Annotated in this window: 25 protein-coding genes and 2 tRNA genes; 15 read left to right on the top strand and 12 right to left on the bottom strand. The window is 70.5% G+C overall.

Annotation, left to right across the window (positions count from 1 at the left end; translation table 11 throughout):
* Positions 1-192: 192 nt before the first annotated feature.
* The 3 genes from rnr to rpmG all read left to right on the top strand — a co-directional run bounded on the left by rnr (position 193) and on the right by rpmG (position 3743).
* Entirely contained in the window at positions 193-2502 is a 2310-nt protein-coding gene (rnr, locus tag ACFQUV_RS07430) for a ribonuclease R (RefSeq protein WP_129607623.1), read from the top strand.
* Positions 2499-3416, top strand: a complete 918-nt coding sequence (locus ACFQUV_RS07425; protein ID WP_129607625.1) for an NUDIX hydrolase — start codon at positions 2499-2501, stop codon at positions 3414-3416. Before rnr ends, ACFQUV_RS07425 begins: the two co-directional genes overlap by 4 nt.
* A 159-nt stretch (positions 3417-3575) precedes the next feature.
* On the top strand, positions 3576-3743 hold the full coding sequence (gene rpmG / locus ACFQUV_RS07420) for a 50S ribosomal protein L33 (RefSeq protein ID WP_111385023.1): 168 nt from the start codon (positions 3576-3578) through the stop codon (positions 3741-3743).
* 684 nt (positions 3744-4427) lie between these two features.
* Here rpmG and ACFQUV_RS07415 read toward each other — a convergent pair.
* Both ACFQUV_RS07415 and ACFQUV_RS07410 read right to left on the bottom strand, forming a co-directional pair.
* The gene (locus ACFQUV_RS07415; protein ID WP_111385024.1) at positions 4428-5804 is read right to left on the bottom strand and encodes a PleD family two-component system response regulator; all 1377 of its coding nucleotides are present in this window, start codon (positions 5802-5804) and stop codon (positions 4428-4430) included.
* Between the two features lie 11 nt (positions 5805-5815).
* Entirely contained in the window at positions 5816-6187 is a 372-nt protein-coding gene (locus tag ACFQUV_RS07410; RefSeq protein ID WP_111385025.1) for a response regulator, read from the bottom strand.
* A 320-nt stretch (positions 6188-6507) separates the two neighbouring features.
* Between ACFQUV_RS07410 and ACFQUV_RS07405 the strand changes: the two genes are divergently transcribed.
* On the top strand, positions 6508-7830 hold the full coding sequence (locus ACFQUV_RS07405; RefSeq protein ID WP_129607626.1) for a DNA polymerase IV: 1323 nt from the start codon (positions 6508-6510) through the stop codon (positions 7828-7830).
* Here ACFQUV_RS07405 and ACFQUV_RS07400 read toward each other — a convergent pair.
* Complete coding sequence (locus ACFQUV_RS07400; protein WP_165363758.1) at positions 7805-8665, bottom strand: cell envelope integrity EipB family protein; 861 nt, start codon at positions 8663-8665, stop codon at positions 7805-7807. The genes ACFQUV_RS07405 and ACFQUV_RS07400 overlap by 26 nt on opposite strands.
* A gap of 205 nt (positions 8666-8870) precedes the next feature.
* Between ACFQUV_RS07400 and ACFQUV_RS07395 the strand changes: the two genes are divergently transcribed.
* The 3 genes from ACFQUV_RS07395 (at position 8871) to ACFQUV_RS07385 (ending at position 11497) form a co-directional block, all read left to right on the top strand.
* Positions 8871-9335, top strand: coding sequence for a RidA family protein (locus ACFQUV_RS07395; protein ID WP_111384977.1), 465 nt, complete (start codon positions 8871-8873; stop codon positions 9333-9335).
* 18 nt (positions 9336-9353) lie between these two features.
* Positions 9354-10133: a glycerophosphodiester phosphodiesterase family protein gene (locus tag ACFQUV_RS07390; RefSeq protein ID WP_129607627.1), complete on the top strand. Its 780-nt coding sequence runs from the start codon at positions 9354-9356 to the stop codon at positions 10131-10133.
* 200 nt (positions 10134-10333) lie between these two features.
* A complete protein-coding gene (locus ACFQUV_RS07385; protein WP_371851725.1) occupies positions 10334-11497 on the top strand; it encodes a GNAT family N-acetyltransferase in 1164 nt (387 codons plus the stop codon).
* Between the two features lie 48 nt (positions 11498-11545).
* On the opposite strand, the gene ACFQUV_RS07380 is transcribed toward ACFQUV_RS07385, so the two are convergent.
* A complete protein-coding gene (locus ACFQUV_RS07380) occupies positions 11546-11959 on the bottom strand; it encodes a PilZ domain-containing protein (RefSeq protein ID WP_244601653.1) in 414 nt (137 codons plus the stop codon).
* A gap of 119 nt (positions 11960-12078) precedes the next feature.
* Here ACFQUV_RS07380 and ACFQUV_RS07375 point away from each other — a divergent pair, with 119 nt between their 5' ends.
* On the top strand, positions 12079-12507 hold the full coding sequence (locus ACFQUV_RS07375; protein ID WP_129610265.1) for an HIT family protein: 429 nt from the start codon (positions 12079-12081) through the stop codon (positions 12505-12507).
* A 150-nt stretch (positions 12508-12657) separates the two neighbouring features.
* On the opposite strand, the gene ACFQUV_RS07370 is transcribed toward ACFQUV_RS07375, so the two are convergent.
* The 8 genes from ACFQUV_RS07370 to ACFQUV_RS07335 all read right to left on the bottom strand — a co-directional run bounded on the left by ACFQUV_RS07370 (position 12658) and on the right by ACFQUV_RS07335 (position 19054).
* Entirely contained in the window at positions 12658-13605 is a 948-nt protein-coding gene (locus ACFQUV_RS07370) for a metal ABC transporter solute-binding protein, Zn/Mn family (protein WP_244601652.1), read from the bottom strand.
* Positions 13606-13648: 43 nt separating this feature from the next.
* Positions 13649-14551, bottom strand: a complete 903-nt coding sequence (locus ACFQUV_RS07365) for a hypothetical protein (RefSeq protein WP_129610262.1) — start codon at positions 14549-14551, stop codon at positions 13649-13651.
* 532 nt (positions 14552-15083) lie between these two features.
* The gene (locus ACFQUV_RS07360; protein ID WP_129610260.1) at positions 15084-15389 is read right to left on the bottom strand and encodes an ETC complex I subunit; all 306 of its coding nucleotides are present in this window, start codon (positions 15387-15389) and stop codon (positions 15084-15086) included.
* A gap of 219 nt (positions 15390-15608) precedes the next feature.
* Positions 15609-15685 (bottom strand) — tRNA-Pro (locus ACFQUV_RS07355).
* A 118-nt stretch (positions 15686-15803) separates the two neighbouring features.
* On the bottom strand, positions 15804-16478 hold the full coding sequence (locus ACFQUV_RS07350; RefSeq protein WP_244601651.1) for a hemolysin III family protein: 675 nt from the start codon (positions 16476-16478) through the stop codon (positions 15804-15806).
* A 158-nt stretch (positions 16479-16636) separates the two neighbouring features.
* Positions 16637-17125 carry a DUF192 domain-containing protein gene (locus tag ACFQUV_RS07345; RefSeq protein WP_129610258.1) on the bottom strand — a complete coding sequence of 163 codons (489 nt, stop codon included), beginning with the start codon at positions 17123-17125 and terminating at the stop codon, positions 16637-16639.
* 393 nt (positions 17126-17518) lie between these two features.
* Positions 17519-18124, bottom strand: a complete 606-nt coding sequence (locus ACFQUV_RS07340) for a cold-shock protein (protein WP_111384967.1) — start codon at positions 18122-18124, stop codon at positions 17519-17521.
* 168 nt (positions 18125-18292) lie between these two features.
* Positions 18293-19054 (bottom strand): Sir2 family NAD-dependent protein deacetylase, encoded by a 762-nt coding sequence (locus ACFQUV_RS07335; protein ID WP_111384966.1) that lies wholly within the window; start codon positions 19052-19054, stop codon positions 18293-18295.
* A gap of 63 nt (positions 19055-19117) precedes the next feature.
* Here ACFQUV_RS07335 and ACFQUV_RS07330 point away from each other — a divergent pair, with 63 nt between their 5' ends.
* The 7 genes from ACFQUV_RS07330 to ACFQUV_RS07300 all read left to right on the top strand — a co-directional run bounded on the left by ACFQUV_RS07330 (position 19118) and on the right by ACFQUV_RS07300 (position 24408).
* On the top strand, positions 19118-19576 hold the full coding sequence (locus ACFQUV_RS07330) for a VOC family protein (RefSeq protein ID WP_129610255.1): 459 nt from the start codon (positions 19118-19120) through the stop codon (positions 19574-19576).
* Positions 19577-19729: 153 nt separating this feature from the next.
* Positions 19730-19864, top strand: a complete 135-nt coding sequence (locus tag ACFQUV_RS07325; RefSeq protein ID WP_378394472.1) for a hypothetical protein — start codon at positions 19730-19732, stop codon at positions 19862-19864.
* A 115-nt stretch (positions 19865-19979) separates the two neighbouring features.
* A tRNA-Glu gene (locus ACFQUV_RS07320) sits at positions 19980-20055 on the top strand.
* A gap of 401 nt (positions 20056-20456) precedes the next feature.
* Positions 20457-21521, top strand: coding sequence for a sulfate ABC transporter substrate-binding protein (locus ACFQUV_RS07315; protein WP_129610253.1), 1065 nt, complete (start codon positions 20457-20459; stop codon positions 21519-21521).
* An 8-nt stretch (positions 21522-21529) separates the two neighbouring features.
* Positions 21530-22432 carry a sulfate ABC transporter permease subunit CysT gene (cysT, locus tag ACFQUV_RS07310; RefSeq protein ID WP_129610251.1) on the top strand — a complete coding sequence of 301 codons (903 nt, stop codon included), beginning with the start codon at positions 21530-21532 and terminating at the stop codon, positions 22430-22432.
* Positions 22433-22472: 40 nt separating this feature from the next.
* Entirely contained in the window at positions 22473-23342 is an 870-nt protein-coding gene (gene cysW / locus ACFQUV_RS07305; RefSeq protein WP_129610272.1) for a sulfate ABC transporter permease subunit CysW, read from the top strand.
* Positions 23308-24408 carry a sulfate/molybdate ABC transporter ATP-binding protein gene (locus tag ACFQUV_RS07300; protein WP_207211536.1) on the top strand — a complete coding sequence of 367 codons (1101 nt, stop codon included), beginning with the start codon at positions 23308-23310 and terminating at the stop codon, positions 24406-24408. The genes cysW and ACFQUV_RS07300 overlap by 35 nt, the downstream gene beginning before the upstream one ends.
* The last annotated feature ends 5 nt before the right edge of the window (positions 24409-24413 follow it).

The following is a 24413-nucleotide window of genomic DNA, read 5'->3' as shown; positions in this document are numbered from 1 at the left end:
GATCGACCTCGTGTCTGGGCGCGGCGCGACGCGCCGCGTCCAGGGCACGAGCCGTGTGCCTCGCCTCGCGCACGGCCCTCGCTGACGGCTGGCGGAATCCGCCGGCGCCGCTTAACTTGAGGCCATGACCTCGAACCCCTGCTCGCATCCCTGCCCGCTCCCCGCCCCGACCAGCCGCCCGCGGACCGTCCGGTGACGTCCAAGAAGCCCGGCCCCGCCCTGCCGTCCAAGGACGAGCTCGTCGCCTTCGTCGAGCAGCACGGCGGCAATGCCGGCACCCGCGAGATCGCCCGCGCCTACGGCCTGAAGAATGCCGACCGGGCGGCCCTCAAGACGATGTTGCGCGAGCTCGCGCACGAAGGCCGCATCGAGAAGTACCGCAAGAAGATGCGGCGCACCGGCGCGCTGCCCGAGGTGGTGCTGGCCGACATCACCGGCCGCGACGCCGACGGCGAGCTGATCGCCACCCCGACCGACTGGGACGAGGAGGAGCACGGCCCGCCGCCGCAGATCCGCGTCCACGTGCCTCGCCGCGCCCGGCCGGCCGAGATTCCCGGCGTCGGCGACCGCGCCCTGCTGCGCACCGAGGAGATCGAGGCCGAGGACGGCCTCCGCCACCGCGGCCGGCCCATCAAGGTGATCGATCGCGCCCGCCACCGCGTGCTCGGCGTGTTCCGCGCCCTTCCCGACGGCGGCGGCCGGCTGGTGCCGGTGGACAAGAAGAGCCTCGGCCGCGAGCTGACCATCCGGGCCGACGATACCGGCGAGGCCCGCGAGGGCGACCTCGTCGCCGTCGAGGTGAAGCGCTTCGGCCGCTTCGGCCAGCCCAACGCCAAGGTGAAGGAGCGGCTCGGCTCGCTGGCGAGCGAGCGCGCCGTCAGCCTGATCGCCATCCATGCCCACGGCATCCCGCACGTCTTCCCGCGCGAGGTGCTGGAGGAGGCCGAGACGGCCCGCCCCGCCACCCTCGAAGGCCGCGAAGACTGGCGCGAGGTGCCGTTCGTCACCATCGACCCGGTCGACGCCAAGGACCACGACGACGCCGTCTTCGCCCGTGCCGACACCAGCCCGGACAACCGTGGCGGCTTCGTCATCGACGTCGCCATCGCCGACGTCGCCGCCTATGTCCGGCCGGGCTCGGCGCTCGACCGCGCGGCGCTCGAACGCGGCAATTCGGTCTATTTCCCGGACCGCGTGGTGCCGATGCTGCCCGAGCGCATCTCCAACGACCTGTGCTCGCTGCGTCCGCTGGAGGACCGCCCGGCGCTGGTCGCCCGCATGGTGATCGACGCCGACGGGGTGAAGCGCAGCCATACGTTCCACCGGGTGCTGATGCGCTCTGTGGCGCGGCTGCACTACGGCCAGGCCCAGGCGGCGATCGACGGGCATCCCGACACGGTGACGGCGCCCCTGATGGGGCTGGTGCTGGAGCCGCTGTGGGCTGCCTATGCGGCGCTCAAGCGCGCCCGCCAGGAGCGCAGCCCGCTCGACCTCGAATTGCCCGAGCGCAAGATCCTGCTCAAGCCCGACTATACGGTCGAGCGGGTGATCGTGCCGCAACGCCTCGACGCCCACCGGCTGATCGAGGAGTTCATGATCCTCGCCAATGTGGCGGCGGCCGAGACGCTGGAGCGGGCGCGGACGCCGCTGATCTACCGGGTGCACGACGAGCCGACCCTCGACAAGCTGTCGGCCCTGCGCGACTTCCTGGCCACCATCGATATCGCGCTGCCGAAATCCGGCGCGCTGCGGCCCGCCCAGTTCAACCGCATCCTCGCCCGGGTGAAGGGCCGCGACGTCGAGGCGCTGGTCAACGAGGTGGTGCTGCGCAGCCAGGCGCAGGCCGAGTACGCGGCCGAGAACTACGGTCATTTCGGTCTCAACCTGCGCCGCTACGCCCACTTCACCTCGCCGATCCGGCGCTATGCCGACCTCGTCGTCCACCGGGCGCTGATCCGGGCCCGGAAGCTCGGTCGCGACGGCCTGTCGGAGAGCACCGACACCGCCGCACTGGCCGAGATCGCCGCCAAGATCTCGGCAGCCGAGCGGCGCGCCATGGCGGCCGAGCGCGAGACCGTCGACCGGCTGATCGCCCACCACCTCGCCGACCGCATCGGCGCCACCTTTTCGGGCCGCGTCGCCGGGGCGACGCGAGCCGGCCTGTTCGTCAAGCTCGACGAGACCGGCGCCGACGGCTTCGTGCCGGCCGCCACGCTGGGGCGCGACTACTACCGCTACGACGAGAAGCGCCATGCGATGGTCGGCGAGGCCACCGGCGAGAGCTGGCGGCTCGGCGATTCCGTCACCGTCAAGCTCGTCGAGGCCGCCCCGGTCGCCGGAGCGCTGCGCTTCGAGATCGTCTCCGACGGCCGGATCGAGCCGCGCGGGCGGACGCGCGGACCGCGGCGGGAGCCCAAAGGGACCGACAAGCGGCGCACGGGACCGCGGCGCGAGACGCCGCGACCGGCCGCCAAGCGATCGACCAGACGGAGCCGGGGATGACCGAGACGACCAGGGCCGACGCGACCAGCGCCGAAACGACGGCCGACGACCGCCCCGGCGTCGGCTCGACTCCGGCGGCCGGCGAGACCGAGGTCCTCGCCGGCGCCCCGCCGCACCGGCTCGCCCGGCTCATCACCGAGCGTCTGATGCGGGAGGGCCTGCCGATGGCCTACACCCAGGTGGTGCCGAAAGATGCGGCCACCCTGATCCTGATCGACCGCACCGGCCCGGAACCCAAGGTGCTGGTCGGGCGCCGCCACGCCGCCCACAAGTTCATGCCGGGCAAGTTCGTCTTCCCGGGCGGCGGCATCGAGCCGGGCGACCGCGCCGCGCCGGCGGCGACCGAGCTGGACCCGGGCGCTGCCACCCGGCTGATGCGTGCGGTCCGGCATCCGAGCCCGACCAAGGCGCGGGCCTTCGCGATGGCGGCGGTGCGCGAGACCTTCGAGGAGACCGGCCTGCTGCTCGGACGCGCCGGCGCCGGGGCCACCTCCGTGGCCCCGCTCCCCTCGCCCGACGGCCCCGCGGCGGCAGCCGCCGCGGCAGCCGGCCCGGATGCGGCCCACGCCTGGGCGGCGTTCGCGCGCGCCGGGCTGCTGCCCGACCTCTCCGCCCTCCAGTTCATCGCCCGCGCCATCACGCCGCCGCGCTGGCCGCGACGCTTCGACACCCGCTTCTTCGCCGTCGACGCCGCCGCGGTGGCGGGCCGGGTCGAGGACGTGGTCGGTCCCGACTCGGAGCTGGTGGAGCTGGTGTGGCTGGCCCTCGACGACGCCGAGCAGCTCGATCTCGCGCCCATCACCCTGGCGATTCTGGCCGAGCTGGATCACCGAATCGCCAACGGCTTCCGGCCGGATCTTCCAGTGCCGTTCTATCGCTGGAGCCGCGGCCGGATGCAGCGAAGCGAGCTGTAGGCGGCCGCCCGGCCGCCCTGGCGCGCCCACCACACGGCCAAACCACGACCCATGCCGGCCCGCGGCGCCGCGCGAGCCGCCGTTTCTTGACATTTCGGGCCTTCTCACTAGGTTGCCGCCAACTCACCGCACCGTTCGAACGATCGCGAAGGACGCCCCATGGCGAAGGCCACCACCATCAAAGTGAAGCTCGTGTCGAGCGCCGACACCGGCTATTTCTACGTCGCCAAGAAGAACTCGCGGACGCAGACCGAGAAGCTCGTCAAGAAGAAGTACGATCCGGTCGCCAAGAAGCACGTCGAGTTCCGCGAAGCCAAGATCAAGTAGATCGCCGTTCCGAACGGTCCGGTTTCGATCGGACGCCATGAACGTCTAGCGGTGTGACGTCCGCTCGGTCCCGCGCAAGCGGGACTTCGGCGTTCATGAAGGTCGCGGTTGCGTTCCGGCTCCTAGTTCCCCCGAGCGCGGGGACGAGCGGCGAGCCGAATTGCGTGCTCACGTCGCTCGGCTCCCCGAGCCTCGCTTCGGGGCACGGGTGCACGGATCGAGACACCACGACGTTTCGGTCATGGCCGACTTCGCCGGCGGCTGGCCTGATGTCGACCCCTTTCTCCTTGCGAGAGAACCTGGCCGCAAGAGAGAGCTTTTTGGTGAAGGATGGATGGGCGGCACACGCCCGCAGCTAAAGCACGGGCCGGAAAAGAAAGAGGCCGGCCGGGAGCAGTGTTATGAGGAGGCCACTCGCACCGCTCACCGGCCGGCCAAACCCCACGGACCCAGGAGATGCGGCGGACCTGAGCACTCCGTAGGGTTGGACGTTGCTCGGAAGCAAGCGAACTATCGCGCCGCGTCGCTCTCCCGAGCTATTTCGACTAAAATCTATCGCATATGCGCGAGAAATCAACCTCCGTCGGGTGTCAGGGCTCCGCGACATCTCGTCAACCTGAACGATTAAGGTTGATGACGCAGCCACTTATGGGGCGTTCCTGAGGCCCCGCCCGGACACCGGAGCTACGCCGCGGCGGCCACCACCCGGTTGCGGCCGTCCCGCTTGGCCCGGTACAGCGCCTCGTCGGCACGCTTCAGCACCTTCGTCGGGTTATCGTCGGGTCCGCCTAGCCCGGCGAGCCCGACCGAGATGGTCACCTCGACGGTCTTGCCGGTCGCGTGGATCAGAAACGGCTCCGAGGCGATTCGCCGGCGCAGGCGCTCCGCCACCTTGGCGGCGACGCCGAGATCGGTGTCCGGCATCACCACGACGAACTCCTCGCCGCCGAACCGGCAGGCCAGATCGATACCGCGGATCGACTTGCGCAGCCGCATGGCGAACTCGCGCAGCACGTCGTCACCGCCGTCATGGCCATGGGTGTCGTTGATGGCCTTGAAGAAGTCGATGTCGAGCACCAGCACGGCGAGCGGCTTGCCGCGGGCGATCGCCTGCTCGACCAGGGTCGACACATGGGTCTCCATGTAGCGGCGATTGTGCAGCCCGGTGAGCGCGTCGGTGATGGCCGCCTCGATGGAGAGCTGGACGTTGTCGCGCAGCCGCTCGGTGAAGCGCTTCTTGCGCACCTGGGTGCGGGCGCGGGCGAGCAGCTCGTTGCGATCGATCGGCCGGAACACGTAGTCGTTGACGCCGATCTCGAGCCCGCGATTGAGGCGGGCACTCTCCTCGTCGGCATCGGCCACCGCCAGCACCGGCACGTTGCGGGTGCGGTCGAGGGAACGAAGCTGGCTGCACAGCCGCAGCCCGTCGAAGCTCTGGAGCGCGAGCGACACGACGACGATGTCGTACTCGCCGTCGGCGGCGCGGAACAGCGCCTCGGCCGGGTCCGGCTCGACGTCAACCGTGTGCTCGGCCGAGAGCATGCCGGCGATGCGGTCCCACGACGATTCGCGATCGTCGATCAGCAGCACACGGCCGCCGCGGCCGGTGTCGGCGATCGACTCCAGCACCGGGTTCTCGATGCCGATCTCACGCGACGTGACGGCGCGCATGCGCAGCTCGTCGGTCATCAGCTTGAGCCGCACCAGCGAGCGCACCCGGGCCACCAGCGCGATGTCGGACACCGGCTTGGTGAGGAAGTCGTCGGCGCCGGCCTCCAGGCCGCGCACCCGGTCAGACGCCTGGTCGAGCGCCGTCACCATGACGACCGGGATGTGATGAGTCTTGGGATTGGACTTCAGGCGCCGGCACACCTCGAAGCCGTCCATGTCGGGCATCATCACGTCGAGCAGCACGATGTCGCATTGCGCCCGCTCGCAGATGGTCAGCGCCTCGGCCCCCGACAGCGCCGTGATCACGTCGAAATACTCCGCCGACAGCCGCGCCTCGAGCAGCTTCACGTTCGCGAGCACGTCGTCGACGACGAGGATTCGCGCGGTCATCGGCAATTACCTCACGGCTGGCCGAGGAAGTGGCGGACCGTCTCGATGAACTTGCCCACCGAGATCGGCTTGGACAGGTAGGCTTCGCAGCCGCCCTCCCGGATGCGCTCCTCGTCGCCCTTCATGGCGAAGGCAGTCACCGCCACCACCGGGATCGCCTTGAGGGCGGGATCGTCCTTGAGCCAGCGCGTCACCTCGAGGCCGGAGACCTCGGGAAGCTGAATGTCCATCAGGATCAGATCGGGACGATGACGGCGCGCGAGATCGAGCGCCTCGACACCGTTGCGGGTGCCGATCGTCTGGTAGCCGTGCGCCTCCAACAGATCATGGAAGAGCTTCATGTTGAGCTCGTTGTCCTCCACGATCAGGACGGTCTTCGCCATCCCATCACCCTCCGGTCCACGACCGTCCCGCCTGTCGAGACGCCTTGCGTCGGCCCGACGACATGCGTCGTACTAATGCAGCCTACACGGAATTCCTTTCACAATCGCAAACAAATGCATCCGGTAAAGGATTTGTTAAGTATAACGAATCCGCCTCTCGCGGCGCACCTTGGACGGGCTGCGGGCGGCCCGCCGGCGGGCCGCCAGCGGCCCGCGAGAGGTGGCGCGGGCGCGGGCGCGATCGATGCACCCGACCGACCGGGCTTGATCGACTCGCAGCCGGGCCGGAGGATCGGCCCTCCATCCACCAGGATCGCCGCATGGCCGGCTTCTGCCGCGACTGCCTGACCGACGCGCCGGAGGCGGCGACACGCTGCCCCCGCTGCGGCTCGCCGCGGCTGGTGCGCGACCCGGAGCTGGACCACTTCCGCATCGCCCATGTGGATTGCGACGCCTTCTATGCGGCGATCGAGAAGCGCGACCGGCCGGACCTCGCCGACCAGCCGGTCATCATCGGCGGCGGCCGCCGCGGCGTCGTCGCCACCGCCTGCTACATCGCCCGCACCTTCGGGGTGCGCTCGGCCATGCCGATGTTCGAGGCCCGCCGGCTGTGCCCACACGCCGTGGTGATCCGCCCCGACATGGCGAAATACGCCGGCGTCGGACGCCAGGTGCGGAGCCTGATGCTGGCGCTGACCCCGCTGGTCGAGCCGCTGTCGATCGACGAGGCATTCCTCGACCTGACCGGCACCGAGCGGCTGCACGGCGCCTCGCCGGCCCGCACCCTCGCCCGTTTCGCGGCGCGGGTGGAGCGCGAGATCGGCATCACGGTGTCGGTCGGCCTGTCGAGCAACAAGTTTCTGGCCAAGCTCGCCTCCGATCTCGAGAAGCCGCGCGGCTTCTCGGTGCTCGGGCCGGCCGCCGCGATACGCCTCCTGGCGCCCAAGCCGGTCACCGCCATCTTCGGGGTCGGCCAGGCGACCGCGGCGGCGCTGGCGCGCGCCGGCTATCGCACCGTCGGCGACTTGCAACGGGCCGACGAGACGAGCCTGATGCGCGCCTTCGGACCCGAGGGACTGCGCCTCGCCCGCCTGTCCCGCGGTATCGACGCCCGCGCCGTCACGCCCGACCGGCCGGCCAAGAGCATCTCGGCCGAGACGACGCTCGACGCCGACCTGGCCGATCTCCGCGCGCTGGAGAAGGTGCTGTGGCCGCTGTGCGAGACGGTGGCGGGCCGCCTCAAGGCCAAGGGCCTCGCCGGCCGCACCGTGACGCTGAAGCTGAAGCGGTCCGACTTCCGGCTGCGCACCCGCTCGCGCGGCCTGCCCGACCCCACCGCCCTGGCCGACACCCTCTTCACCGTCGCCCGCGACCTGCTGGCGCCGGAGATCGACGGCACCCGGTTTCGGCTGATCGGGGTTGGGGTCGGCAGCCTGGGGCCGGGGGACGCGGCCGACCCGCCCGATCTCGTCGACCGCCGCGCCGGCCGCGTCGCCGCCGCCGAGCACGCGGTCGACCGCATCCGCGAAAAGTTCGGGCGTGCGGCCGTGGTCCGCGGGCTGGTGCTCGAGGACGGAGCCGAGCGCGCCCCGAAGGACGCGCCGGCGCGGCCGCCCGTCAGGGGCAGGAGCGATCGGGCTTGATGTCGAGCTGCGACATCTCGCCGGAGACCACGAAGTCGCCGTAGTCGAGCCGCAGCGCCCGCGACACACCGTTCTCGAAGAGCTGGAAGGCGATCGAGTAGACCGGGGTCTGCTCGCCCTGGGCGGCCGCACGATCGAAATAGCTGATGGTCACCGGCCAGCGCCGCAGCCCTTCGAGGGCCGCCTGACCGGCGGTGGCGTCACCCTCGGGGCGGCTCTCCGGGCCGATCGGCGCGCCGATCACGGTGAGGGTCTGGTAGAGCTTCTGGCCCGTCTCGGAGCCGTCGTAGACCGGCAGCTCCAGCAGCGTCTTGCCGTCGCGCGCCGCGTCGAGCACGCGGCGCATGTGCTCGGTCGGGAACACCAGGCCGGCGTCGGCGTCGAACGTCGCCTCCTTCGGCTTGACCAGCGACACCGTGACCTTGCCGTCGCGCCGCTCGGCCTTGCCGTCGACCATGTCGCCGGCCCGGTTGTTGATGTAGTTCTGCGAGCTGAAGCGGAAGCTCTTGGCGGCGCCCTCCTCCCAGGTCGAGGCGCGCAGGTCGCTGACCGCCACCTTGCCCTCGCCGTTGTCGAGCTCGGAGACCTGGCGGAACTGGAGCACGAAGCCGTCACACGCATTGCCGGAGAAGTCGTACAGAATGCGCCCGCGGACCGACTGGAGGGTGCGCTTGCCCTGCGAGCGGACGAGCTTGAGATCGTAGACGGCCCGATGCGCCACGAGGCCGGGCGCGGCCTCCGCGGCCGGCACCGCGCCGAGCCCGGTGCCCGCCGCCGCGAGGAGGACGGCGGCCATCACCGGGCCGCAGCGAAGTCCGAGAGAGCCTCTGTGCATCGCCGCGCCGATCTCCTCATCCGCGCCCGCATCCCGGCGCATGGTCGGTCGAAGATAGGAGCGCCCCGGGGCCGCCGCAACCGCCGCCGACCCGCCAGCGTGACCCACGGAGACATGCGGTGCCCCCATTGCGTGACGATCGCCGATCGGGGACAACGTCGCGCGGGACCACGTCCCGCATGCAACTGGCCGGGGAGGCTATGGAATGACGACTAGCGCCGAACAGAAGCTCGCCGCACTGGGTATCACGCTGCCGACGCCGGCGGCCCCGATTGCCAACTATGTCGGCTTCGTCCGCTCGGGCCGGCTCCTGTTCGTGTCGGGGCAGCTCTGCCTGGTCGACGGCAAGGCGGTCGCGATCGGCAAGCTGGGCGCCGAGGTGTCGCTGGAGGCGGGCCGCGAGGCGGCGCGCATCTGCGCCATCAACCTGCTGGCCCAAGTAAAGGCGGCGCTCGGCGATCTCGACAAGGTCACCCGGGTGGTGCGGCTCGGCGGCTTCGTGGCTTCGACGCCGTCGTTCCTGGACGGCCCCAAGGTGCTCAACGGCGCCTCCGACCTGATGGTCGAGGTGTTCGGCGAGAAGGGCCGCCACGCCCGCACCACCATCGGGGTGGCGGTGCTGCCGGGCGACGCCGCCGTCGAGGTCGAAGGCACCTTCGAGGTCGCCTGACGTGGCGGCTCGCGCCACATGAGCGGGCGCCGCACGGGCGGTCTCGCCACGAGTGGTCTCGCCGCGAGTGGCCTCGACTGGCTGGTGGAGCGTCCGATCGCCCATCGCGGCCTGCACGATGCCGCGGCCGGCCTCGTCGAGAACAGTGCCGCCGCCGTGGCGGCGGCGCTCGAGGCCGGCTACGGCATCGAGGTGGACCTTCAGCGCAGCCGCGACGGCGACGCCATGGTCCACCACGACGACCGGCTCGGTCGGCTCGTCGAAGGCTCGGAGCCGCTCGCCGACCTCACATCGGCCGCGTTGCAGGCCCGCCGGTTCCATGCCGGAGGCGAGCCGATGATGACCCTCGCGGGCCTGCTCGACCGCGTCGACGGCCGCGTTCCGCTCCTGCTGGAGATCAAGAGCCGCTTCGACGGCGACCTCCGGCTGGCCCGCCGGGTCGCCGCGCTGGTGTCGGCCCGCCCGGCGCGGGTCGCGGTGATGTCGTTCGATCCCGCCGTGGTGGCGGCGCTTGCGGCTGCGATGCCGGCCGTGCCCCACGGTCTGGTCGGCCAGAGCCGGCGCCGCGCCGCCGCCGGGCACGACCCCGCCCCGTCCCGGCTCGCGCTCGCGGCCGCCACGCTGCGGGCGGCGCCGCGCTTCCTCGCCTGGAACGTCGACGACCTCCGCACCTGGCCGCCGCGCCTCGCCCGCGCGCTGGGCCGCCCGGTGCTCACCTGGACGGTCCGCTCCGAGGCGGTCCGGCGCCGGGCTCTCGCCGGGGCCGATCAGGTGATCTTCGAGGGGTTTCGGGCGTAGACTCCAGGCCCTAAATTCCGGGACGAGCCAGTCCGGGAGTTCAGGCTCTCGAACACCGCGACCCCGACCGTGGAGGCCACCCCCTGCCCCCGACCCCCGACCATCCCACAAGCGCCTGCCCCGGCGAGGACCGACCCGAGCCCGACCGCGCCGGCACCAATGCCGATTGGCGCATCCGCGTCCTCCCCGCCATCGCCGAGGTGCCGGCCGCGAGCTGGGACGCCTGCGCCAATCCAGAGCTGGCGACCTTCGACCCGTTCGTGTCGCACGCCTTCCTGGCGGCGCTGGAAGCCTCGCGCTCGGCCTGCGCCCGCACCGGCTGGCAGCCGCGCCACCTGGTGCTGGAGGACGCCGCCGGCACCGTGCTCGGCGTCGCGCCGTGCTATCTCAAGTCCCATTCGCGCGGCGAGTACGTGTTCGATCACGGCTGGGCCGACGCCTACGAGCGCGCCGGCGGCCGCTATTACCCGAAGCTCCAGGTTTCGGTGCCGTTCACGCCGGCGACCGGCCGCCGCCTGCTGGTCGCCCCGGGGCCGCGAGCCGACATCGCGCAGGCCGCCCTCGCCGACGGGCTCGTCGCGTTGTGCCGGCACGAAGGCGCCTCCTCGGTGCACGTCACCTTCATGACCGAGGCCGAATGGCAGCTCGCCGCCGAGCACGGCTTTCTTCTGCGCACCGATCAGCAGTTCCATTGGGACAATCCGGGCTACCGCACCTTCGACGACTTCCTCGACGCGCTGGCCGCACGCAAGCGCAAGGCGATCCGTCGTGAGCGGCGCGAGGCGGTTCAGAACGGCATCGAGATCGTCCGCCTCACCGGCGCGGCGATCGACGAGTCGGCGTGGGACGCCTTCTTCGCCTTCTACATGGACACCGGCTCGCGCAAATGGGGCCGGCCCTATCTCACCCGCGACGTCTTCTCGCGCATCGGCGCCGCCATGGCGGACCGCATCCTGCTGGTGATGGCGCGGCGGCAGGGCCGCTTCGTCGCCGGGGCGCTCAACTTCATCGGCGGCGCGACCCTCTACGGCCGCCACTGGGGCGCCGTCGAGCACCATCCGTTCCTGCATTTCGAGCTGTGCTACTACCAGGCGATCGAGTTCGCGATCGAGCGCGGGCTGGCGCGCGTCGAGGCCGGCGCCCAGGGCGAGCACAAGCTCGCCCGCGGCTATCTCCCCAACACCACCTGGTCGGCCCACTTCATCGCCGATCCGGCGCTGCGCCGGGCGATCGCCGACTATCTGGTGCGCGAGCGCGCCTATGTGGATGCCGCCGCGCGCGAGCTGGCCGCCGCGAGCCCGTTCCGCAAGGACGGCGGCATCGACATCCGGCCGCCGTCGGAGGCCGAGATGGAGACCGATTGAGCCTGTGAGACCGCGGGAGCCACGGAGCCGGTCGACCGGGCGCTCGCCTCAGAACTGGATGCCGATCTTGCGGCCACGCTCCCACACCAGGCGGCTCGACTTCTTCGCGCCGCCGTGCAGGAAGACGAAGCGCTTCGGGATGGGTGCGGTGCCCTGGACGTAGAGGCAGGCCCCGCCGGCACTGATGTCGATCACTTGGCAATCGACTGTCGGGCTTTTCGCATCGACATAGATCTTGCCGACCTTCGGCACCAGGCCGCTCGGTTTCACCCGCATGTGCCGGCGCTTTTCGAGCATGGCGGCTCCGAGACTGACGACCCCCCGCAGGTCGTCGAGACGGATGTCGTCGATCGAGAGTTGATGGCAGATTAATGCGAACTGTGTGAACAGACGATTAAATCCGGCTACTTTATAGCTCGGGCCGGCTACGCTTGACGCGCGGCGGGGCGGTTTGCCATCCATGCCGGAGGCGACGATAGTCGTCGCTCCAGGGGCGTCACGGTCGCCGAGGCACGACAGCCGAAGCACGACAGCCGAAGCACGGCAGCCGAAGCACCAGACGCGAGGACTGCGAGGGCGAGATGGCGAGCTACGACCAATCCAACGTGTTCGCGAAGATTCTTCGCGGCGAGCTGCCGTGTCACAAGGTCTACGAGGACGAGCGGGCCTTCGCGTTCCTCGACATCATGCCGCGCTGCCCCGGCCACACGCTGGTGATCCCGAAGGCGCCGGCCCGCAACATCTACGACATCGCGCCCGCCGACCTCGCCCATGTCCACACGGTGGCCCAGATGATTGCCAAGGCGGCCACCCAGGTGTTCGGCGCCGACGGCATCACCATCCAGCAGTTCAACGAGCCGGCCGGCGGCCAGGTGGTGTTCCACCTGCACGTCCACGTTCTGCCGCGCAAGGACGGCGTGCCGCTGAAGCCGGCCGCCACCTTCAAGGAAGAGGCCGGCGTGCTGGCCGAGCAGGCGACTCGGCTCGCCGCCGCGCTGACGGCGCGCTGAGCATTTTCCGGCGAGGTGGACTCCGGTTCGCCGCTGAAAATGCGATCAAGCAGAGATTTCCAGAGCGGTGTTCGACCACGTTGGATCGGATACCCGCCGAGGGCACGCCGCTGACGGCGCCTCGCCGATGCAGCGTCGCCGGCCGCCGTGTCAGTCGCCGGTGACCCGCAAGGCCGCCGCGATCGCCTCGGTGTTGTGCCGCATCATCTCCACATAGCCGGGCGCCGGACCGCCCGGCCCCGACAGCGCGTCCGCGTAAAGCACGCCGCCGACGCGCGCGTCGGTCTCCTTGGCGATGCGCTCGATCAGCCGCCGGTTCGCGGTGCTCTCGACGAACACGGCACGGATGCGCTCCTTCTTGATCTGGCGGATCAGCTCGGCGATGTCGCGCGCCGTCGGCTCCGCTTCGTCGCCGATCCCCTTGGCGCCGCGCACCGTGATCCCGTAGGCCGCGCCGAAATAGCGGAACGCCTGGTGGGCCGTGATGACGCGGCGCCGCTCCTTCGGAATGCTCGCGAAGGCCGCCACGATGTCGCGGTCGAGCTGGTCGAGACGTTGCAGATAGGTTTCGGCGGCCGCCCGATAGGCGGCCTCGCCGCTCGGATCGGCGGCGGCGAGCGCGTCGCGGATGTTGGCCACATAGAGCTTCGCGTTGGCCACCGACTGCCAAGCATGCGGATCGTCCCCGCCATGATCGTGACCATGGCCGTGATCGCCGCCACCGCCGGCGCGGGCCAGCGGCTTCAGCCCGCGCGTCACCACCACCACCGACCCGGCATAGCCGGACGCCTTGATCATCCGCTCGGCCCAGCCCTCGAAGCCGAGGCCGTTGATCACCACGAGACGTGCGCCCGCGAGCTTGCGCGAGTCGGCCGGCGACGGCTGGAACGCATGCATGTCGGCATCGGCGCCGACCAATAGCTCGACCGCGACGCGCGGCCCGCCGACCTGCTTCACCAGATCGCCGAGGATCGAGAAGCTCGCGACGACGCGCAGCGGCTCCGCCGGCGGCGTGGTGGCGGGCGCGGGCTCCTGCGCAAGGACCGGCCCGGCGAAGACGAGCAGCGCGGCGGCGGCGAGGATCGATCGTCTGATCACGGACGTCTCCATGGTGTGTCGGCTCGGCTCTCGGCACGGCCCGTCAGAAATGCGCGACGACGCGCAGCTTGGCCTGATGCCGGGTGAAATGATCGAGGTCGAGGGACTCGTCGACACCCGGAACGCGCCCCCACACCTGCACCCCATAGGCGGCGCTGACCAGCACGCCGCCGACGCTCGCGTAGATCGCCGGCCCGACGAACACCGCCTCGCCGGCCAGCGTCTGCATGGCGGCACCTTCGTACTTGCGCAGCCACCGCGCATCGGCGCCGGCGAAGACGGTCGGCGACAGCCGCAGCATCGCGGCGCCCGACACCCCGAAGGTCGACTCGCGCTCGGACTCGCCGGTGTCGCGCAGCTTCACCCATTCGGGCTCGTAGAACACGTTGAGCGCGGTGAACAGCGTGTTCGGGACGATGTCCTTGTCGACCGCCACCAAGAAGCCGACGGCGTGCTTGGTGACCGGCGCACCCGAGACCTCCTCGACGCGGCCCCAATGCGGCTCCACCACGACGGTGAGCCCGAACGGCGCCCGCTCCCGTTCGAGCAGGCGCTGGCGGAACTCGAGCGACAGACCGTCGAAGCGCGCTTGGCCGCGACGGAGCGACGACACTGCGGCCTCTTCGGGGGCCGGCAGGCCGCGCGGCGACGCCGCCTCCAGGCCGTCGACGCCGGAGATGGCGTGATAGGCCATCGAGGCACCGAGCCCGACATGGAAGTTCTCCCACGGCACGAAGCCGAGCTCGATCCGCTGGCCCACCGCCCCATAGGTACCGCTGCCCTTGCCGAAACCGCCGCTGGTGTCGACCAAGAGATGGCGGTGATGGGCGGGCGCGATGTCGGTGCCGACCGTGTAGGCGAACAGGAACTCGGTCAGCGCCTCGTCGTGCCCGTGCGCGTCGCCGGGCGTGTGCGGCTGTGCGGTCGGCCGGTGGAGGTGACGCATAGGCGCCGGCGCGCCCACCGCAGACGGCAGGCCGCGTCCGGGATCCCGGCGGTCCGCATGGTGGTGGCCCGCATCGTGGTGACCCGCATGGTGGTGACTCGCATGCTGACGGCCCGCATGCGGTCGGCTCGCACGAGCGTGACGGGCCTCGTCTCCACCGGGCCCGTGCCGGTGGACCGTCTTCTGGCGCTGAACCGCCGCCGCGATCGGGCTCGCCGGCTGCCCAGCCGGTCCGTGACTCACGGCCTGCGCCAGAGCCGCACCGCCGCCGCACAGCACCATGCCGGCCGTCATCGCCACCCGGACGTGTCCGGTGATCCTCGCGCGTGTGTTCATAGGCCCCTCCCCACGACTCCAAAATGTAATGTTACACTATCACATTTTTGAAGCCTGTCGACCCGCTCGGCACCACGACATTGGCCGTTCGCGGAGGGGTGATGGCGGGCGTCCCGCCACGGCAGCCCCTGCCGGCGGGCTCGCTACAGCCTGCCCGCACCGGCACGGGTGGATCGGGAGGCGCGAGGGGCCGCGCTCAGTGGGTCCAGAGACCGCGGCGCGAGTAGGCGAAGTTGTCGGCGTAGGCGATGGTGCGGCGACTCGGCACCTTGGGCTCCAGCACCTGGTACGGGATGCCGCGCTTCTCGCAGAAGGCGATCGCCTCCTCACGGGTGTCGAAGCGCAACCGCACCTGCTGGCGGGTGTCGCCGGAGCTGGTCCACCCCATCAGCGGCTCGACCCGGCGCGGCTCGTCCGGCTCGTAGTCCAGCACCCAGTGGCGGGTCTTGGCGGTCCCCGACTGCATGGCGTTGCGAGCAGGCTTGTAGATGCGTGCGATCATGGATCGGCCTCGGCCTCGATTCCGGCACTCCCGCCGGCACGGGACAGGCCAGTCCTAAGAGCTGGCGGACGAAATGCAAGGGCTCGGTGCCAGGGGCTCGGATGCGTCCGCCGCTGCTCCCAGCTCGCCGGGCTGGCCGGGCCGCAGCCGGCGGCAAGGCCGCGCGTCGGAATCACCCGACCAGGCACTGGAACCCGTGACTGCCATGATCGGCCAGATTGGTCGGGGCAGCAGGATTCGAACCTGCGACCTGGAGTACCCAAAACTCCCGCGCTACCAGGCTGCGCTATACCCCGCCGCGAAAAACATGAATGTTTTCGTGGGCTTGCCGATTCACCGCGGCACTCTAGCAGAAACCCGAGCGGGAACAAATCGCTGCGCCGCCCGGAGCCGGCCGGCGCCCGCAGTCGTCCGTCACGCCTCGGCCAATGCGGCATACCCGAACACGGCGATGTAGTGGCACACGGCGGCCCCCAGCACGAAGCCATGCCAGATCGCGTTCTGAAAGCGCAGATTCCGCCAGAGGTGGAACACCACCCCGACCGAATACAGGACACCGCCGATCACCAGCAGGAGCAGCGTCCAGAACGGCAGCGAGGTGCTCAGCGTGCCGAAGATCGCGACGCCGCTCCAACCGAGCAGCAGATACAGCACATAGGACAGGCGATCGAAGCGACCCGGACAGCCGAGCTTCAGCGCGATCCCGATGCCGGCCGTCAGCCACACCGCGATCAGCAGGAGCCCCGCCGAAAGATCGTCTTTCAAAGGCGCCAGGAACGGCGTGTAGGTGCCGGCGATCAAGAGGTAGATCGCCGAATGGTCGAATCGACGCAGGAACCACTTGATGGATGACGGCGGCCACATGTTGTAGACGGCCGAGATGCCGATCATGGCGACGAGCGACACCGAATAGGTCAAGGTCGCCGGCGTCAGCGGCCCGGCGAGCTGATCCAATGCGGCGGCGATCAGAAGCGCGGCCGCGCCGACGACGGCGAGACAACTGCCGACCACGTGCATGACGCCGTCGGCGAGGAGTTCGGCGCGGTCGTAGTCCCACGAGGATCGCCTCGGCCGGATGCAGGGGGGCACGGCAACTCCGCCTGTTGGACGCCGCCATCAACCGGCGACGTGCGATCGTGGTTCCGGTGTGGCCGCCGACGATCGGCCGTTCGCGTCGCCGTGTCCAGGCCCGATCGCGTCGGCGCACGCGAGCATCCACGGTCGCGAGCGTGACGGCGCGGCGCCTCTCACCGTCCCGCGAACATCGGATGCCCGACCCGGTCGCCCGGCGCGATACCGAGACGCCGCGCGGTGCCCGCCACCACCTCCAGCACGGCACGCACCGGACCGCCGGACGGGATCGTGCGCTCCGACAGCGGCTCGGTGCCCTCGGCGATGCGTAGGATGCGGCCGTCCGACGTGATGAAGATCATGTCGAGCGACACATAGGTGTTGCGCATCCACATCGAGACCGGCGCGTCGCGCTCGAAATCGAACAGCATGCCTTCGCCCTCGGGCAGCGAGCGGCGGTACATCAATCCGCGCGCCCGCTCCGCGTCGGTCTTGGCGAGCTCGACCGAGAAGACGTGCACGCCGCTGCGGGTGGCGATCTCGAGAATCTGCCGCTCCGCCGCGGCGGCACGCGGGGCGAGGTCCGTCGCGATCACCAGGGCGGCGACCAGCGACGGCAGCACAAGCGCGAGAAGCGCGCGGCGGGTGATGCGACGAACGATCATGCGGAACCCTTGTGAAGGCTGCGCCGCCGGGGGCGCGGCGTCACCGTAGAGCATTTTCCGGCGCGATGGACTCCGGAACGCGGAGCGAGCGCGTCCCCGGGCCGTGTCACACGACTGACGGAACACCGGCAGTCACCACCCGTCGCCGACACGGTGGCCGGGATTTTCGGCGGCTCTGGGGACTTGGGGACACACCGATGCGGTTCGGGAGATCACGGCCTGGCTCTCGGAACCGACGGGATCGCTCGGCGGGCCGCGCCGGCTCTCGGCACCGGCAACGGCGGCGACGCGCCGAAAGAATCGGATGGACCGACGAGCAGAGCCGCGACACCGTCACCCCTTGCGGGAGGACACGGGCCGGACAATTCCGACTGCGGCTCGGGGGACCGCCGTTCAGTGGGAGGCGAGCGCGTGCGGTCCGCCGTCGGGACGCACCTCGGCGGCCATCAGGCCCTTCGGGCCGGGGCCGAAGCGCACCAGCACGGTCTGCCCGGGCCGCAGCTCGGTGAGGCCATACCGCCGCAGCGTCTCCATGTGGACGAAGATGTCCGGCGTGCCCTCGCCGCGGGTCAGGAAGCCGAACCCGCGCAGCCGGTTGAACCACTTCACCACGGCCCGCTCCAGCCCGCTGGTCGGCACCACGTTGACGTGGGTGCGCGGCGGCGGCATCTGGGCCGGATGCACGGCGGTGGTTTCGTCCATCGAGACGATGCGGAACGCCTGGAAGCCCTTCGGCCGCGCCAGCGCCTCGCAGACCACACGAGCGCCCTCGTAGGCCGTCTGGAAGCCGTCGCGACGCAGGCAGGTGACGTGCAGCAGCACGTCCGGCATGCCGTTGTCCGGGACGATGAAGCCGTATCCCTTGGCGACGTCGAACCACTTGATGACGCCGCTGATCTCGACGACGGTCGTCGCCGCGTCGTCGGCGAAGTCGCCGAGAGGTTCAGACACGCCGTAGCCCGCGATGGGCCCTTTAGACCCGAAATCGTCCGTGGCCATGGGGACGTACGCCGCCGCTTTAGGCGCCTCTTGAAGAGCGCTTGACCGAATCTCTTGGCCGAAAAGATATCCAGGCCGCCCGCGATGGGAAACAGGAAAATGAGATCGCCGCAGGTGTTGGGCGAAATCTGTGTATGACGTCGTGCCGCATTCGCCCAACACGACGAATTAGGACGACACGAACGTCTCCAGCACCGTGCCGATGTCGGCCCGCACCACGAGATCGGCGGCATGGTCGAGCTCGGTCGGCTCACGGTTGAGAATCACGAGTCGCGCACCATTGCGCTTGGCGAGCAGCGGGAAACCGGCGGCCGGCCACACCACCAGCGACGAGCCGATCGCCAGGAACAAATCGCAGCGCAAGGTGAGCGCCTCGGCACGGCGCATCTCCACCTCCGGCATAGCCTGACCGAACGATATGGTCGCCGTCTTGATATGTCCACCGCAGTCCGGGCAGTCGGGCGCGTGGCCCTCGGCGACGAACCGCTCCTGGACCCACACCAGCTCGTAGCGCCGCGCACAGGAGAGGCACAAGGCGTAGGTGGTGTTGCCGTGCAACTCCACGACGTCCTCGGGCTCGATGCCGGACGCCTGGTGGAGATTGTCGATGTTCTGGGTGATCACCGCGGGCGCCTTACCCTGCCGGTACAGGCTGGCCAGCGCGCGATGGCCGCGACCGGGCCGTGCGGCCCCGAACTCGCTCTGCATGGCGAAGCGGCGCCGCCATGCCTCGTCGCGCATCGCTTGGCTGGCCAGGAACTCGTCGAAGCCGATCGGCGCGTTCTTGGTCCACAGGCCGCCGGGCGAGCGAAAATCCGGAATGCCGCACTCGGTGGAAATGCCGGCCCCCGTGAACGGCAGCACCACGCTGGCACGGGCCACGAGGGCGGCGAGTTGGTCGCGGGCTGTGTCGACGTCCGAAGCGATCATATATGCACCCGCGGAGGCGGCCGGCGTCCGACGACGGCCCCCCCGACCGATCGAGAGGACTTCATGCGATATCTGCACACGATGCTGCGCGTCCGCAACCTCGAGGCCGCGCTCGACTTCTACTGCGGCAAGCTCGGCCTGACGGAGATCAGCCGCCGGGACGACGACAAGGGGCGGTTCACCCTGGTGTTCCTGGCCGCCCCCGGCGACCGCGCGGTGGTCGGCGCCAGCCAGGCCCACGGCCGCCCGGCCCCGCTGGTGGAGCTGACCTACAACTGGGACGGCGACGAGGATTACGGCGAGGCGCGCTATTTCGGTCACCTCGCCTTCGAGGTCGACGACATCTACGCCACCTGCGCCCGCCTCCAGGCCGCCGGCGTCACCATCAACCGGCCACCGCGCGACGGCCAGATGGCGTTCGTCCGCTCGCCGGACCGCCACTCGGTGGAGCTGTTGCAGAAGGGCGAGCCCCTGCCCCGCCAGGAGCCCTGGGCCTCGATGCCCAATACCGGCCACTGGTGACGGCGCGCCCGCGGCGGGTCGCCGCCTGATGGTCGATCAGGGACGACGCGGCAAGCAGCCGCGGCGGAACCGTCCCCGTCGGCGCCTGCCGCTGCCGCCGCGACGGCCGCCGGCGACGCCCGCCTCCGGCCGGCTCCCCCGGCCGCGAGCGCCATGCGCGACGCGCTCCGCGAGGAGCGGATCAAACCTCCGGGCGGCGACAGCGCCTCGTCGCTCGCCGGCCGCGCCGGCCGCGCCGGCCGGCAAGGGATGGTGCGTGGACGGCACCGCCCGGACGGCAAAGGGTGAGAGCCCGACGGGCTGCCGCGGGCGGCCGGAGACCCCGCAGGCTCGCTTGCCGGCCGCCGGAAACGCCTTTATATGTCGCCGCTCGACACCGCCGCGGCACGCCCGCGCGGTGCCCGCGCCCATCGTCTAGCGGTCCAGGACGTCGCCCTTTCACGGCGAAAACAGGGGTTCGATTCCCCTTGGGCGCGCCAGTCCACTGCACCGCGCCGTCTCGCCTGAGCCCTCTGCCCGGTCGTCGAGAGGTCTCGCGTGCCCACTCGCGCGGCCGCGCCCCGCCGGCTTCCACGATCCATTCCTACGATCCATCGTCGCCTCAGTGACGCCGGCATCGCGGCGTCCGCCTCGTCCGGCATGCCCGGTCGCGAGCCCGCTGCCTTGTCGTCGGACAGCCGCTCCGCCGCTCGCACCCCGTTGGACTCAATGATCGACCGAAGTGGTTTTCTCCCACTCGGCGTGCCGACGGAAGATCACGTTCGTTCACGCGCAAAGCGCGACCGATCGGGTTCTTATTTGGCGCGAGCCCTTGAGTTCGCATGCGCGAGATCGGTTTTATGGTGTTCGGCTTCCCGTTTTTGGAGAGCGGACCGTCACCATGACCGGACCTCATACCATCGCCCGCGAGGCACGCCCGCGTCGACGCGATCTCGCCGCCGTCGCGCTCGCCTTCGCCGTCGTGCTCGGCACCACGCTGTTCGCCCGCGGCCAGGACGTGACGCTCGTCAACGTCTCCTACGATCCGACCCGCGAGCTCTATCGCGACATCAACGATGCCTTCGTCAAGCAGTGGCAGGCCAAGACCGGCCAGAAGGTGACGATCCGCACCTCGCATGGCGGCTCCGGCCGCCAGGCCCGCGCCGTGATCGACGGTCTCGACGCCGATGTGGTCACGCTGGCGCTCGCCGGCGACATCGACGCCATCGCGCGCGAAGGCCGTCAGCTCCTGCCGACCGACTGGCAGGCCCGCCTGCCCGGCAACTCGTCGCCCTACACGTCGACCATCGTGCTGCTGGTGCGCAAGGGCAACCCGAAGGGCATCAAGGATTGGGACGATCTCGCCCGGCCCGGCATCGCAGTGGTCACACCGAACCCGAAGACTTCGGGCGGCGCGCGCTGGAACTACCTCGCGGCCTGGGCCTTCGAGCTCGACCGCTCCAACGATCCGGCCAAGGCCAAGGATCTCGTCGCCCGCATCTTCCGCAACGTTCCGGTGCTCGACACCGGCGCGCGCGGCTCCACCACGACGTTCACCCAGCGGGGCATCGGCGACGTGCTGATCTCGTGGGAGAACGAGGCGTTCCTGGCCCAGAAGGAATTCGGCGCCGACGCCTTCGACATCGTCTATCCGACGCTGTCGATCCTCGCCGAGCCGCCGGTGGCGCTGGTCGACAAGGTGGTGGACAAGCGCGGCACCCGTGCGGTGGCGCAGGCCTATCTGGACTTCCTCTACACGCCCGAGGCACAGCGGCTCATCGCGGCTCACTTCTATCGCCCGTCGCGGCCCGAGCATGCCGATGCGGTCGATCTGGCGCGCTTCCCGCGCATCCGTCTCGTCACCATCGACGGCGTGTTCGGCGGCTGGGGCAAGGCCCAGGCCGAGCACTTCGCCGAGGGCGGCATGTTTGATCAGATCTACAAGCCCGGCGTCCCGTCGCGATGATCCCGCGGATGGCGAGCGTGCCGGTGCAGGCGGCGAGCGGGCCGATGACGAGCGGGCCGACACTCACCTCGGTGCCGCCCATCCGTCTCCGGCGGCGTAGCGCGCTGCCGGGCTTCGGCCCGACGCTCGGCTTCACCGTACTCTACCTGTCGCTCGTGGTTCTGGTGCCACTCGCCGTGCTGGTGCTGCGGGCGAGCGGTCTCGGCCTCGCCGGCGTATGGGCGGTCGCGATGTCGCCGCGCGTGCTCGCCGCCCTTCAGGTGAGCTTCGGCCTGTCGCTCGCGGCCGCCACCGTCAATGCGCTGCTCGGCCCGGTGGTCGCCTGGGGGCTCACCCGCTATCACTTCCCGGGGCGGCGGCTGCTCGATGCCATCGTCGATCTCCCCTTCGCGTTGCCGACCGCGGTGGCCGGCATCGCGCTCGCCGCCGTGTGGGCGCCGAACGGCTGGATCGGTGGCCTGCTGGCGCCGTGGGGCGTGCAGGTCGCCTACACGCCGTTCGGCATCTTCGTGGCTCTCGTCTTCATCGGCCTGCCTTTCGTGGTGCGCACCGTGCAGCCCGTGCTGGCCGATCTCGATCGCGAGATCGAGGAGGCGTCGGCGACGCTCGGCGCCTCGCGCCGCCAGACCGTGTGGCGGGTCATCGCTCCGACCGTCCTGCCGGGGGTACTGACCGGGTTCACGCTCGCCTTCGGGCGGGCCGTCGGCGAGTACGGCTCGGTGATCTTCATCGCCGGCAACATGCCGTTCCGCTCCGAGATCGCGCCCCTGCTGATCGTCGTGCGCCTGGAGGAGTTCGACTATGCCGGCGCCACCGCCATCGCGACCGTCATGCTGGGGATCTCGTTCCTGATGCTGCTCGCCGTCAATCTGCTCCAGGCCTGGAGCCGGCGGAGGCTGGGCCATGTCTGAGACGCTGCCCCATGCGGCCGTCGGCGCATGCCTCGATGCCATGCCCCGTCACGCTCCCGCGACACAGCGCCGGGGCGGCGTCGTCGACGAGAGCGCGCCGGTCCAGATGGCGCTCGTCGCCGCCGCGGTCGGCATCCTGGCGCTGCTGGTCGTGCTGCCGTTGCTCGCGGTGTTCACCGAAGCGCTACGGCGCGGCGTCGGGCACTATCTCGAGTCCTTCGCCGATGCGGACACGCAGGCGGCCATCCGGCTGACCCTGATGGTCGCCGGCATCGCGGTGCCGCTCAACCTCGTGTTCGGCCTCGCCGCCGCCTGGGCGATCACCAAGTTCGAGTTCGTCGGCAAGAGCCTTCTGGTCACCCTGATCGACGTGCCGTTCTCGGTGTCGCCGGTGGTATCGGGGCTGGTCTTCGTTCTCCTGTTCGGAGCCCAAGGCGTGTTCGGTGAATGGCTCGCGGCCCACGACGTCCAGATCGTCTTCGCGGTGCCCGGCCTGGTGCTCGCCACCGTGTTCGTGACGGTGCCGTTCGTGGCCCGCGAGCTGATTCCGCTGATGCAGGAGCAAGGCACCAGCGAGGAGGAGGCCGCGCTGACACTCGGCGCCTCGGGCCTGCGCACCTTTCTCAGCGTCACGCTGCCCAATGTGAAATGGGCGCTGCTCCATGGCGTGCTTCTCTGCAATGCCCGCGCCATGGGCGAGTTCGGCGCGGTCTCGGTCGTCTCCGGCCATGTGCGTGGCCTGACCAACACGATGCCGCTCCATGTGGAGATCCTCTACAATGAATACAACTTCGTCGCTGCTTTCGCGGTCGCCTCCCTCCTGGCCGGACTCGCTCTCGTCACCCTCGTCGCCAAGTCGATCCTGGAATGGCGCGGTGGCGATCAGCTCGAACGGTCACGCCGCCTCTGAGGCGTCCGGCACCGTCGCGATCCGCACCGAGGGGCTGGCCAAGGCGTTCGGCGCCACCGCGGCGCTCGCCGGTGTCGATCTCGCGGTCGAGGCGGGCGAGCTGGTCGCGCTGCTCGGTCCGTCGGGCTCCGGCAAGACGACGCTGCTGCGCGTCGTGGCCGGCCTCGAGCAACCGACCGGCGGACGCATCTTCTTCGGCGGCGAGGACGCGACCTTCGTGCCGGTGCAGGCGCGGCGCGTCGGCTTCGTGTTCCAGAGCTACGCCCTGTTCAAGCACATGACGGTGGCGGAGAACATCGCCTACGGGCTGCGCGTGCGGCCGCGCCGCGCGCGGCCGCCTCGCGATGCCATCCGTCGCCGCGTCGGCGAGCTGCTCGACCTCGTCCAGCTCGCCGGCCTGGAACGCCGGTTTCCCTCGCAGCTGTCCGGCGGCCAGCGCCAGCGGGTCGCGCTCGCACGCGCCTTGGCGGTGGAGCCCAAGGTGCTGCTGCTCGACGAGCCGTTCGGAGCGCTCGATGCGCAGGTGCGGCGCGATCTGCGCCGCTGGTTGCGCGAGCTGCACGATCGCACCGGCCACACCACCCTGTTCGTCACCCACGACCAGGACGAGGCGCTGGAGCTGGCCGACCGCGTCGCCATCATGCATCGGGGCCGCATCGAGCAGGTCGGCACGCCGGACGAGATCTACGATCATCCCGCCACCGCCTTCGTGGCCGGCTTCGTCGGCGACGCCGTCCGCCTGCCCGCCGCGGCGGAAGCCGCCGGCCTCCGGGTCGGCGCCCACATGATCCCGAGTCCCGTCGTCGCGGCGGATGGAACGCGGCGCGACGACGGCCCGGCCGTGCTGTTCGTGCGGCCGCACGATCTGGTGCCGGTCGCCGATCATGTGCACGGCATCGCGGTCGAGATCGCCGCGGTCCGCCGCGCCGGTTCCGGCCATCGCGCCGAGGTGATGCTCGGCCACGGCTTGCCGCCGGTCGACGTGGTGCTGCCGGCCGGCCGCACCGCGCGCCGCGGCGACCGCATCCGCGTCGCCTTCGCCAATCTCCGCGTCTTTCCGGCCTGAGCGCC

Origin of the sequence: Rhodoplanes sp. P11, from assembly GCF_964266735.1 — a bacterium.
In the GTDB taxonomy this organism is placed as follows: domain Bacteria; phylum Pseudomonadota; class Alphaproteobacteria; order Rhizobiales; family Xanthobacteraceae; genus Rhodoplanes; species Rhodoplanes serenus.
Note: the sequence above shows the minus strand (reverse complement) of the source record. Positions and strands in the feature narration are given on the sequence as shown.